Consider the following 12,342-nt stretch of genomic DNA (forward strand, 5'->3'; position numbering starts at 1 on the left):
ACAAAATGGCAAAGCAAAAGTTCGAAAGAAGTAAACCACACGTAAATATCGGAACAATCGGTCACGTAGACCACGGTAAGACTACATTAACAGCTGCTATCACAACAGTATTAGCAAACAGAGGATTCGCAGAAGCGTTCAACTATGCTGATATCGATAGAGCTCCAGAAGAAAAAGAAAGAGGAATCACAATCAACACAGCTCACGTTGAATACGAAACAGAAAACAGACACTATGCTCACGTTGACTGTCCAGGACACGCTGACTACGTTAAGAACATGATCACTGGTGCTGCACAAATGGATGGAGCTATCTTAGTTTGTTCAGCTGCAGACGGTCCAATGCCTCAAACAAGAGAGCACATACTACTAGCTTCAAGAGTTGGTGTTGACTACATCGTTGTTTTCTTAAACAAAGCAGATATGGTTGACGATGAAGAATTATTAGAATTAGTTGAAATGGAAGTTAGAGAATTATTATCTGAATACAACTTCCCAGGAGATGACATTCCAGTAATCAAAGGATCAGCTTTAAGAGCATTAGAAAACCCAACAGATCCAGAAGCAACAGCTTGCATCATGGAATTAATGGATGCTGTAGATAACTACATCCCAACTCCAGAAAGAGCAACAGATAAGCCATTCTTAATGCCAATCGAAGACGTATTTACAATCACTGGTAGAGGAACAGTTGCAACAGGAAGAGTTGAAAGAGGAGTTCTTCACGTATCAGACGAAGTAGAAATCGTTGGATTAACAGAAGAAAAGAGAAAAGTTGTTGTTACAGGAATCGAAATGTTCAGAAAGTTATTAGATGAAGCACAAGCTGGAGATAACATCGGAGCATTATTAAGAGGTGTTCAAAGAACTGAAATCGAAAGAGGTCAAGTTTTAGCAAAAGTTGGATCAGTAAATCCACACAGCAAGTTCGTAGGTCAAGTATACGTACTTAAGAAAGATGAAGGTGGAAGACATACTCCATTCTTCGATGGATACAGACCACAATTCTACTTCAGAACAACAGACGTTACAGGATCAATCAAATTACCAGAAGGAATGGAAATGGTTATGCCTGGAGACCACATCGATATGAACGTTGAGTTAATCACTCAAGTAGCTATGGATGAAGGTTTAAGATTCGCTATCAGAGAAGGTGGAAGAACTGTAGGTTCAGGAGTTGTTACTTCTATAATCGAATAGTAGTAGTTTTACTTAATATAGATAAGGACTGGGTTAGTTTACCTAGTCCTTTACAAAGCTAATATTATTGACATAATATCGGTTTTGTGGTAAGGTGTTTAAGTAATTAACGAAATAGATAACACAATATCATATAGACTTATATAATTATTTGGATAAACTGGAGGTGCAGACTGTGAGAGTTAAGGTAACATTAGCATGCACAGAGTGTAAGCAAAGAAATTACAACACAATGAAAAATAAGAAAAACAACCCAGACAGAATGGAAATGAATAAATATTGCAGATTCTGTAAAAAACACACACAACACAAAGAAACTAAATAGTTCGCTTTAGAGTGATGACACATACTCGCAATAGTTAAGGATGTGAAGTAATGGCTATTAAAGAAAATGTAAATGTAAATATTAATACTAAGACTTCTGAAAAAAGAGGGATTTCTAAGTTTTTTAGAGAGCTTAAGGCAGAGGTTAAAAGAATAACTTGGCCTTCTAAAGATGACACAAAAAAAGCGTTAATTGCAGTAGGCGTAGTCGTACTAATATATATTGTATTAGTAGGCGGGTTAGATTATATTTTTACAAACCTCTTTAAATTGATCTTCAAACTATAATGAAGGAGGTTTAGGTGAGATTTCTCATCTATAGTAAATATGAGTGAAAGAGCTAGATGGTATGTAGTACACACATATTCAGGATATGAAAATAAGGTTAAAGCTAACCTTGAAAAAACTATAGAAAACAGAAATCTTGAGCATTTACTTCTTGATATTCAAGTTCCTATGGAGGAAGTTATTGAAGAGAAAGATGGAAAGCAAAAGGTTTCTTTAAAGAAAAAATTCCCAGGATATGTGTTAGTTAAAATGCTAATGACTGATGAGTCATGGTATGTGGTTAGAAACACAAGAGGTGTAACAGGATTTGTTGGACCAGGTTCTAAACCAGTACCTCTTACTGATGAGGAAGTAGAATCAATGGGTGTTGTTGAAATGCCAATTGATATTGACTTAGAAGTAGGAGAAAGTGTAAGAGTTATCTCTGGACCACTAAGAGAATTCGTGGCAATAATCCAAGAGATAAGTGTTGAAAAACACAAAATAAAAGCTTTAATAGATATGTTCGGCAGAGAAACATTAGCTGAACTAGATTTTAACCAAGTTGAGAAATTAGTTTAATATATTATATATAAAACTAATGTTTTTAATTAAGTGGGAGGACAAAAAGTCCGTATTACCACAGTATAGGAGGAATAGTAAATGGCTAAGAAAGTAACAGGAATGATTAAATTACAACTTCCTGCAGGTAAGGCAACACCAGCACCACCAGTAGGTCCAGCATTAGGACAACACGGTGTTAACATTATGGGATTCTGTAAGGAGTTTAACGCAAAGACTGCTAATCAAGCTGGATTAATAATACCAGTTGTTATAACAGTATACCAAGATAGATCTTTTAGTTTTATCTTAAAGACTCCTCCAGCTGCAGTTCTAATTAAGAAAGAATTAGGATTAGAAAGCGGATCAGGAGTTCCAAACAGAACAAAAGTTGGAACATTAACTAAGGATCAAGTTAGAAAGATCGCTGAATTAAAGATGCCAGACTTAAACGCTGCAACAATCGAAACTGCTATGAGCATGATCGAAGGTACTGCAAGAAGTATGGGTGTTACAATAGCAGAGTAATTCTGAGTTTTTTTAAAATGTGGGAGGTAAAAACCGCTAAAACCACGAAGGAGGCATAATAATGGGAAAGAAATATGTTGAAAGTTCAAAATTAGTAGATAAGAACGTTTTATATACACCAGCTGAAGCATTAGATTTAGCTGTAAAAACTGCAAAAGCTAAGTTCGATGAAACAATCGAATTACACGTAAGATTAGGGGTAGACCCAAGACACGCTGACCAACAAGTTAGAGGAGCTGTTGTTCTTCCAAACGGAACTGGTAAGACTGTTAAAGTTTTAGTATTTGCTAAAGGTGCTAAAGCGACAGAAGCTCAAGAAGCAGGAGCAGATTTCGTTGGAGCTGAAGAATTAGTTCAAAAGATCCAAGGTGAAAACTGGTTCGATTACGATGTAGTAGTAGCTACTCCAGATATGATGGGAGTTGTTGGTAGATTAGGTAGAGTTTTAGGGCCTAAGGGATTAATGCCAAACCCAAAATCAGGAACAGTTACATTTGATGTTGCTAAAGCTATAGCTGACATCAAAGCTGGTAAGGTTGAATATAGAGTTGATAAAACTGCTATCGTTCACTGCCCAATCGGAAAAGCTTCATTTGGAGTTGAAAAATTACAACAAAACTTCCATGCTTTAATGGATGCTTTAGTAAAAGCTAAACCAGCTGCTGCTAAGGGACAATACGTTAAATCAGTATCAGTTTCAAGCACAATGGGACCTGGAGCTAAAGTTAACCCAACAAAAGTTTTAGATTAATATTGACATAGTGAAATTTACATAGTATAATAAATTTCGTTGTGAAAAAAGAGAATACTGTTTCCGTAGACAGTAGGTGCCGTAAGGTTTAAAGTGATCGCCTACCTAGGATAACTAGATAAGTGATTGTTTATTTGGTCTTCCTGTGTCTATGGGAAGACCTTTCTTAATATATATTACAGTTAATAACTGTGAGGAGGTGGACACACAGTGATAAAGAAGAACAGACAAATTAAAGAAGCTAAAGTAGCTGAAATTAAGGAAAAGTTAGAAAAAGCTCAAGGTGTTGCATTAGCTAGCTACCAAGGTTTAACAGTTGAAGAAGATACAATGTTAAGAAAGAGCTTAAGAGAAGCTGGTGTTGAATATAAAGTTTACAAAAACACATTAGTAACATTAGCTGCTAACGAATTAGGTTTAGGTGATTTAGTTCAATACTTAGAAGGACCAGTTTCTATAGCATTCGGATATGAAGATGCTACTGCTCCAGCTAGAGTATTAAATAACTTCGCTAAGGACCACAAGAAGTTAGAATTAAAAGCAGGTATTGTTGACGGTATTGTTTATGACAAGGCTGGAGTTGAAAAACTTGCAACAATCCCATCAAAAGAAGTTCTTATTGCAAAACTTCTTGGAAGCTTCAAAGCTCCATTATCAAACCTTGCATACTTATTAAATGCAATTAAAGAAAAAAAAGAATCAGAGTCAGCTGAATAATAAACTGATAAAATTTTTGGAGGTGCAATTAAAATGACAAGAGAAGAAATCATTCAAGCTATAAAAGAAATGACTGTTTTAGAATTAAACGAATTAGTAACTGCTTGCGAAGAGGAGTTTGGTGTTAGCGCTGCTGCTCCAGTTGCTGTTGCTGGTGGAGCTGTTGCAGGTGCTGCAGCTGAAGAAAAGACTGAGTTTGACGTAGTATTATCAAACGCTGGTTCAAACAAGATCAAAGTAATCAAAGTTGTTAGAGAAATAACTGGATTAGGATTAAAGGAAGCTAAAGAAATAGTTGACGGAGCTCCTAAGACATTAAAAGAAGCTGTTTCTAAAGAAGAAGCTGAAGACATGAAAGCTAAATTAGCTGAAGTTGGAGCTGAAGTAGAAGTTAAGTAATTTCTTAATTTAATATAAAAAAGGTGCTTTATAGCACCTTTTTTATTGCCTAAATGAAAAAAGAAAAAACATAATGAAAATTGTTTTTATCAATACTATTATTAATAAAATGTACTTAATATGCAAATTATAAAAGTATTGACAAAGGAAAATTGATATGTTACTATCATAAAATGTACTATTCATTATGGATAATTATATATTCTTGCGAAAATGAGTATAATCGTCAAAAAAATGGTTATACTATAACGTGATGCTCTCCGAAAGCATAGGTCCCTAGGGAAGTTATGCTTTTGGTTATTTTACTTTAAACAAGGGGTGAAAATTCATGGTACATCCTGTCCAAGTCGGAAAAAGAACTAGAATGAGCTTTGCTAAGGTTAAAGATGTAACCGAAATGCCAAACTTAATCGAGGTACAATTAGATTCTTACGAGTGGTTTTTAAGAGAAGGATTATTAGAAGTATTTGATGACGTAAATCCTATTTCAAACTTTACTGGTAATCTTGTACTTGAGTTTGTAGACTATAAACTTGATATGGATAATATTAAGTACTCAGTGGAAGAGTGTAAGGAAAGAGATTGCACTTATGCGGCTCCACTAAAAGTGTCAGTAAGACTGACAAACAATGAAACAGGAGAAATAAAAGAACAAGAAGTATTTATGGGAGATTTCCCATTAATGACTGAACAAGGAACTTTTATTATTAATGGTGCTGAAAGAGTTATAGTAAGCCAATTAGTAAGATCTCCAGGTGTTTACTATAGTAATACTGTTGATAAGAGTGGTAAAAAACTATTTTCATCAACTGTTATTCCTAACAGAGGTGCATGGTTAGAATATGAAACAGATTCTAATGATGTTATTTATGTTAGAATTGATAAGACTAGAAAGTTACCAATAACAATTTTAGCTAGAGCTATGGGTTATGGAAGTGACCAAGAGCTTTTAGACTATTTTGGTGAAGAAGAAAGATTTAAAGCAACAATAGAAAAAGATAACACTAAGACTAAGGAAGAAGCTTTACTTGAGATTTACAAGAGATTAAGACCAGGTGAGCCACCAACAGTTGATAGTGCCGTGTCTTTAATAGACTCTTTATTCTTTGATGCAAAAAGATATGATTTATCAAGAGTTGGTAGATATAAATTTAACAAAAAATTAGCTATTAATCTTAGATTAATAAATCAAATAGCAGCTGCAGATATTATAAACCCTTCAACTGGAGAAATAATGGTTGAGCAAGGTGAAAAAATAAGCAGAGCTATGGCTTCTGACATACAAAATGCAGGTATAAACTCAGTTGATATTTTAGTAGAAGATAAAGTATTAAGAGTAATAGGAAATCATTTTGTTGATTTAGAAAAAGTTTTACCTTTTGATGTTAGTGATTTAAACATAAGAGAGGCTGTTCATTATCCTACTCTAATGGAAATATTAGAAAATTATGATGATGAGCAATCTATAAAAGAAGAAATCAAAAAGAACATAACTAGATTAATACCTAAGCACATTGTAAGAGATGATATATTTGCAACTATAAGCTATGAGTTAGGATTAGCTTACGGAGTTGGATATACTGATGATATAGACCATTTAGGTAATAGAAGATTAAGATCTGTAGGTGAATTACTACAAAACCAATTTAGAATTGGTTTATCAAGAATGGAAAGAGTAGTTAAAGAAAGAATGACTATTCAAGACCAAGAAGCAATTACTCCACAAATGTTAATAAACATTAGACCAGTAGCTGCAGCTATAAAAGAATTCTTTGGTAGTTCACAATTATCACAATTCATGGATCAAACAAATCCACTTTCAGAATTAACACATAAGAGAAGATTATCTGCATTAGGGCCAGGAGGTCTTTCAAGAGAAAGAGCTGGTTTCGAAGTAAGAGACGTTCACCATTCACATTATGGTAGAATGTGTCCTATAGAAACTCCAGAAGGACCTAACATAGGATTAATTAACTCATTAGCAACATATGCTAAAGTTAACGAGTATGGATTTATTGAAACTCCATATAGAATTATTGATAAAGAAACTGGTAAAGTTACAGATGAAATAAGATACTTCACAGCTGATGAAGAAGATTTATACTTAATTGCGCAAGCAAAAGAACCAATTGGTGAAGATGGAAGATTCGTTGACAGTAGAGTTACTGTTAGACATAAGCATGATATATTACAAGTTAATGCTAAAGATGTAGATTTAATAGACGTTTCACCAAGACAAATAGTTTCAGTTGCAACAGCAATGATACCTTTCCTTGAAAATGATGACGCATCTAGAGCACTTATGGGAGCGAACATGCAACGTCAAGCAGTTCCACTATTAAAGCCACAAGCACCTATAGTTGGTACAGGAATAGAGTATAGAGCAGCGGCTGATTCAGGAGTATTACCAAAAGCTAAAAATTCAGGTACAGTTGTATATGTAAGTTCTTCAGAAATCAGAATCAAGAGAGATGTTGATGGTGGAATTGACACATATAAATTACTTAAGTTCAAGAGAAGTAACCCAGGTACTTGTATAAATCAAAGACCTTTAGTGGATAAGGGTGAAATTGTATTTAAGAATCAAGTTTTAGCTGATGGACCAGCAACTGACCTAGGGGAAATCGCATTAGGAAAGAATATCAGAATGGGATTCATTACTTGGGAAGGTTACAACTACGAGGATGCTATGCTTATCTCTGAAGAATTAGTAAGAGACGATGTATTTACTTCTATCCATATTGAAGAATATGAATGTGAAGCTAGAGATACTAAGCTAGGACCAGAAGAAATAACAAGAGATATTCCGAACGTAAGTGAAGATGCTCTTAAAGATATAGATGAAAGAGGAATAATCAGAATCGGTGCTGAGGTTAGATCAGGAGACGTTCTTGTTGGTAAGGTAACTCCTAAGGGAGAAACTGAATTAACTGCCGAAGAAAGATTATTAAGAGCTATATTCGGTGAAAAGGCAAGAGAAGTTAGAGATACTTCATTAAGAGTACCACATGGAGAAGCTGGTATTATCGTTGACGTAAAAGTATTTACAAGAGAAAACGGTGATGACTTAAATCCAGGTGTTAACGAACTTGTAAGATGTTATATAGCTCAAAAGAGAAAAATATCTGTTGGAGATAAGATGGCAGGACGTCATGGTAACAAAGGGGTTATTTCTAGAGTTTTACCAGAAGAAGATATGCCATTCTTACCAGATGGTAGACCACTACAAATTTGTTTAAATCCATTAGGGGTTCCATCTCGTATGAACATCGGTCAGGTATTAGAAGTTCACTTAGGTTGGGCTGCAAGTGCATTAGGATGGCACATTGCAACACCTGTATTTGATGGTGCAACAGAAAAGAATATTGAAGATTGTTTAGAAAAAGCTGGATACAATGCAAATGGAAAGACTGTATTATACGATGGAAGAACTGGAGAACCATTTGATAATGAAGTTACAGTTGGTATAATGTACATCTTAAAGCTTGCTCACTTAGTTGATGATAAGATCCATGCTAGATCAACAGGTCCATACTCACTAGTTACTCAACAACCACTTGGAGGTAAAGCTCAATTTGGTGGTCAAAGATTTGGGGAAATGGAAGTTTGGGCATTAGAAGCTTACGGTGCTGCACATACACTACAAGAAATCTTAACAGTTAAGTCAGATGACGTTGTAGGTAGAGTTAAAACATACGAAGCAATTGTTAAGGGTGAAAATATCCCTGAACCAGGAGTTCCAGAATCATTTAAGGTTCTTATAAAAGAACTTCAAGCTTTATGCTTAGATGTTAAAGTATTAAATGAAGATAACGAAGAAGTTAAGTTAAAAGAATTCTCAGATGATGATTCTGAAGAATTAGAAGTAAATATCGAAGGAACTGAAGAAGTTGTTCCAGAACAATTTACAGGTGACGATAGTTATACAACTAATGATGAGGAAATTGAAGAAGATATAGATTATGAATCATTTACTTTAGAAGGTTTCCATGAAGAAGAATTAGAATTAGATGATTTCGTTAATGACGAACACTAAAATTGAAGGGAGGATATACCCTTGTTTGAATTGAACAATTTTGATGCTATACAAATTGGTTTAGCTTCTCCAAGCCAAATTAGAGAATGGTCTAGAGGTGAAGTTAAGAAACCTGAAACAATTAATTATAGAACTTTAAAACCAGAAAGAGATGGTCTATTCTGTGAAAGAATATTTGGACCTATGAAAGACTGGGAATGTCATTGTGGCAAATATAAGAGAGTTAGATACAAAGGTATTGTTTGTGACAGATGTGGAGTTGAAGTTACAAAGGCTAAAGTAAGAAGAGAGAGAATGGGGCACATTGAACTGGCTGCCCCAGTATCTCACATTTGGTACTTTAAAGGAATTCCATCAAGAATGGGATTACTTTTAGATATGTCACCAAGAGCTTTAGAAAAAGTTCTTTATTTTGCTTCATATGTTGTTATAGACCCTAAGGAAACATCACTATTAAAGAAACAACTTTTAAGTGAGAAAGAATATAGAGAAGCTGTAGATAAGTTCGGTGAAGAAAGCTTTGTAGCTGGAATGGGTGCAGAAGCTGTTCAAGAGATTTTAGGAGAAATTGACTTAGAAGCAACTTCAAGAGACTTAAAAGAAGAGTTAAAAACTAGTAGTGGTCAAAAGAAAGTTAGAATCATAAGAAGATTAGAAGTAGTTGAATCTTTCAGAAAATCAGGAAATGATCCAAGATGGATGGTTATAAACGTAATTCCTGTTATTCCACCAGATTTAAGACCAATGGTTCAATTAGATGGAGGAAGATTTGCAACATCTGACTTAAATGATTTATATAGAAGAGTTATCAATAGAAATAACAGATTAAAGAAGCTTTTAGATTTAGGAGCTCCTGATATAATCGTTAGAAATGAAAAGAGAATGCTTCAAGAAGCAGTTGATGCTCTTATAGATAATGGTAGAAGAGGAAGACCAGTAACTGGTCCTGGAAACAGACCTTTAAAATCATTATCAGATATGTTAAAAGGTAAGCAAGGTAGATTTAGACAAAACTTACTTGGTAAGAGAGTTGACTACTCTGGTAGATCAGTTATCGTTGTTGGGCCAGAGTTAAAAATGTACCAATGTGGATTACCTAAGGAAATGGCTTTAGAGTTATTTAAGCCTTTCGTAATGAAAAAGTTAGTTGAAGATGGCGTTGCACATAACATAAAGAGTGCTAAGAGAATGGTTGAAAGAGTTAATGATCAAGTATGGGATATACTTGAAGAAGTTATTACTGATCATCCAGTTTTACTTAACAGAGCGCCTACTCTACATAGACTAGGTATTCAAGCATTCCAACCAGTATTAGTTGAAGGTAGAGCAATAAAACTTCACCCACTAGTATGTACAGCATATAATGCGGACTTCGATGGAGACCAAATGGCTGTTCACGTACCATTATCAGTTGAAGCTCAAGCAGAAGCAAGATTCTTAATGCTTGCAGCAGGTAATATAATGAAACCATCAGATGGTAAACCAGTTTGTGTTCCTACACAAGATATGGTTCTAGGTTCATATTACTTAACAATGGATAAAGAAGGTGCGAAGGGAGAAGGAATGTACTTTGCATCTGTTGATGAAGCTATAATGGCTTATAACGTTGGTGAAATAGCTGTTCATGCTGCTATTAACGTTAGAATGTTTAAAGAAGTAGATGGAGTAGTAAGACATGGTATAATCAAGACTACAGTAGGTAAGATTATATTTAATGAATCTATTCCTCAAGATTTAGGATATGTAGATAGAACAAATCCAGAAAAAGAATTTGAACTTGAAGTTGATTTCTTAATAACTAAGAAAACTTTAGGTAAATTAATAGATAAGTGTTATATAAAACACGGACCTACTAATACATCAATAATGCTAGATAAGATCAAAGCATTAGGATATCATTATTCATCAATTGGTGCCGTAACAGTTGCTGCATCAGATATGATAGTACCTGAAGCTAAGTATGAATTACTTAGAGAAGCTGAAGAAACAGTTGAAAAGGTAGAAAAGATGTATAAGAGAGGATTCATATCTGAAGATGAAAGATATGAAAAAGTTATTGAAAAATGGAGTAAGACAACAGAAGATGTTGCCAATGCATTAATGGATAGCTTGGATAAATTCAACCCAATATTCATGATGGCAGATTCAGGAGCCAGAGGATCTAAGGCTCAAATTAAGCAATTAGCTGGTATGAGAGGACTTATGGCGGCTCCATCAGGTAAGATTATCGAATTACCAATCAAGGCTTCATTTAGAGAAGGTCTTGACGTATTAGAATACTTCATTTCAACACACGGTGCTAGAAAAGGTAATGCCGATACAGCACTTAAAACAGCCGATTCAGGTTACTTAACAAGAAGACTTGTTGACGTATCACAAGATGTTATCGTAAGAGAAGAAGATTGTGGTACTGATAGAGGCTTAGTTGTTGCTGAAATTAAAGAAGGTAATGAAGTAATCGAAGGATTAGCAGAAAGACTATATGGTAGATATACAGCTGAAGATGTTATACATCCTGAAACTGGAGAAATACTATTAGGTAAAGATGAATATATAGAATCTGATATGGCTGATAGAATTACAGCTGCAGGTGTTAAAAAGGTTAAAATAAGATCTGTATTCACATGTAACTGTAAGGTTGGTGTTTGTGCTAAGTGTTATGGTATGAACATGGCTACAGCTCAAAAGATTAATATAGGTGAAGCTGTTGGTATAATAGCAGCTCAATCAATCGGAGAACCTGGTACTCAGCTTACAATGAGAACCTTCCATACTGGTGGTGTTGCTACTGGTGCGGATATCACTCAAGGTCTTCCTAGAGTTGAAGAATTATTTGAAGCTAGAAAACCAAAGGGTCTTGCTATAGTTTCTGAAATTGCAGGTACTGTAAGAATTGAAGAAACTAAGAAGAAGAAGACTGTATATGTAATGGCAGCTGACGGAGAAGAACGTAGCTATGACATTCCATTCGGTTCAAGATTAAGAGTATCTGATAATGATGTTATTGAAGCTGGAGATGAAATTACAGAAGGTTCAGTTAACCCTCATGATATTATGAATATTAAAGGTGTTGAAGGTGCTAGAAGATACTTACTTTCTGAAGTTCAAAAAGTTTACAGACTTCAAGGGGTTGATATCAATGATAAACACTTAGAAGTAGTTGTTAGACAAATGACTAGAAAAGTAAAAGTTTCTGATTCAGGAGATACTGAATTATTACCAGGTACAATGATAGATATGTTTGACTTTGAAGAAGAAAATGCAAGAGTAAGAGAGTTTGGTGGGGAAGAAGCTAAGGGTGAAATGGCATTACTAGGTATTACTAAAGCGGCTTTAGCAACTGATAGTTTCTTATCAGCAGCTTCATTCCAAGAAACAACAAGAGTTCTTACAGAAGCAGCTATCAAAGGAAAAATAGATCCATTAATAGGATTGAAAGAAAATGTTATTATAGGTAAGTTAATTCCAGCTGGAACAGGTATGATGAGATATAGATCTGTAAAACTTGATGTACCAGGGGAAGAAACAGAAGAAGATAATATTGATACAATAGAATAATA

At 34.6% G+C, this 12,342-nt stretch carries 10 protein-coding genes and 1 other annotated feature; all 10 genes read left to right on the forward strand.

Features of this window, described 5'->3' with window-relative positions; all coding sequences use genetic code 11:
• Positions 1 to 5: 5 nt before the first annotated feature.
• The 10 genes from tuf to rpoC all read left to right on the forward strand — a co-directional run bounded on the left by tuf (position 6) and on the right by rpoC (position 12,340).
• Positions 6 to 1,199: an elongation factor Tu gene (tuf, locus tag I2E98_RS08605; RefSeq protein ID WP_195468540.1), complete on the forward strand. Its 1,194-nt coding sequence runs from the start codon at positions 6 to 8 to the stop codon at positions 1,197 to 1,199.
• A 175-nt stretch (positions 1,200 to 1,374) separates the two neighbouring features.
• Entirely contained in the window at positions 1,375 to 1,524 is a 150-nt protein-coding gene (gene rpmG / locus I2E98_RS08610; RefSeq protein WP_042402281.1) for a 50S ribosomal protein L33, read from the forward strand.
• Between the two features lie 50 nt (positions 1,525 to 1,574).
• Positions 1,575 to 1,811: a preprotein translocase subunit SecE gene (secE, locus tag I2E98_RS08615; RefSeq protein ID WP_195468533.1), complete on the forward strand. Its 237-nt coding sequence runs from the start codon at positions 1,575 to 1,577 to the stop codon at positions 1,809 to 1,811.
• Positions 1,812 to 1,850: 39 nt separating this feature from the next.
• Positions 1,851 to 2,372, forward strand: a complete 522-nt coding sequence (nusG, locus tag I2E98_RS08620) for a transcription termination/antitermination protein NusG (protein ID WP_133017084.1) — start codon at positions 1,851 to 1,853, stop codon at positions 2,370 to 2,372.
• Between the two features lie 81 nt (positions 2,373 to 2,453).
• On the forward strand, positions 2,454 to 2,879 hold the full coding sequence (gene rplK / locus I2E98_RS08625; RefSeq protein WP_042402288.1) for a 50S ribosomal protein L11: 426 nt from the start codon (positions 2,454 to 2,456) through the stop codon (positions 2,877 to 2,879).
• A gap of 61 nt (positions 2,880 to 2,940) precedes the next feature.
• The gene (rplA, locus tag I2E98_RS08630) at positions 2,941 to 3,630 is read left to right on the forward strand and encodes a 50S ribosomal protein L1 (RefSeq protein WP_195468534.1); all 690 of its coding nucleotides are present in this window, start codon (positions 2,941 to 2,943) and stop codon (positions 3,628 to 3,630) included.
• Positions 3,631 to 3,675: 45 nt separating this feature from the next.
• Positions 3,676 to 3,807 (forward strand) — a sequence feature (ribosomal protein L10 leader region).
• A 36-nt stretch (positions 3,808 to 3,843) separates the two neighbouring features.
• Entirely contained in the window at positions 3,844 to 4,347 is a 504-nt protein-coding gene (gene rplJ / locus I2E98_RS08635) for a 50S ribosomal protein L10 (RefSeq protein ID WP_133017086.1), read from the forward strand.
• Positions 4,348 to 4,380: 33 nt separating this feature from the next.
• Positions 4,381 to 4,746 carry a 50S ribosomal protein L7/L12 gene (rplL, locus tag I2E98_RS08640; protein ID WP_195468535.1) on the forward strand — a complete coding sequence of 122 codons (366 nt, stop codon included), beginning with the start codon at positions 4,381 to 4,383 and terminating at the stop codon, positions 4,744 to 4,746.
• 328 nt (positions 4,747 to 5,074) lie between these two features.
• Positions 5,075 to 8,782, forward strand: a complete 3,708-nt coding sequence (gene rpoB, locus I2E98_RS08645) for a DNA-directed RNA polymerase subunit beta (protein WP_195468536.1) — start codon at positions 5,075 to 5,077, stop codon at positions 8,780 to 8,782.
• Between the two features lie 21 nt (positions 8,783 to 8,803).
• On the forward strand, positions 8,804 to 12,340 hold the full coding sequence (gene rpoC / locus I2E98_RS08650; RefSeq protein ID WP_195468537.1) for a DNA-directed RNA polymerase subunit beta': 3,537 nt from the start codon (positions 8,804 to 8,806) through the stop codon (positions 12,338 to 12,340).
• The last annotated feature ends 2 nt before the right edge of the window (positions 12,341 to 12,342 follow it).

Origin of the sequence: Clostridium sp. D43t1_170807_H7 (assembly GCF_015555905.1) — a bacterium.
In the GTDB taxonomy this organism is placed as follows: Bacteria; Bacillota; Clostridia; order Clostridiales; family Clostridiaceae; genus Clostridium.

What these genes read in the sequence shown, in the direction of transcription:
- tuf (WP_195468540.1), top strand. Translation starts at nt 6, where the DNA reads ATGGCAAAGCAAAAGTTCGAAAGAAGTAAACCACACGTAAATATCGGA.
- rpoB (WP_195468536.1), top strand. Translation starts at nt 5,075, where the DNA reads ATGGTACATCCTGTCCAAGTCGGAAAAAGAACTAGAATGAGCTTTGCT.
- secE (WP_195468533.1), top strand. Translation starts at nt 1,575, where the DNA reads ATGGCTATTAAAGAAAATGTAAATGTAAATATTAATACTAAGACTTCT.
- rplA (WP_195468534.1), top strand. Translation starts at nt 2,941, where the DNA reads ATGGGAAAGAAATATGTTGAAAGTTCAAAATTAGTAGATAAGAACGTT.
- rplK (WP_042402288.1), top strand. Translation starts at nt 2,454, where the DNA reads ATGGCTAAGAAAGTAACAGGAATGATTAAATTACAACTTCCTGCAGGT.
- nusG (WP_133017084.1), top strand. Translation starts at nt 1,851, where the DNA reads ATGAGTGAAAGAGCTAGATGGTATGTAGTACACACATATTCAGGATAT.
- rplL (WP_195468535.1), top strand. Translation starts at nt 4,381, where the DNA reads ATGACAAGAGAAGAAATCATTCAAGCTATAAAAGAAATGACTGTTTTA.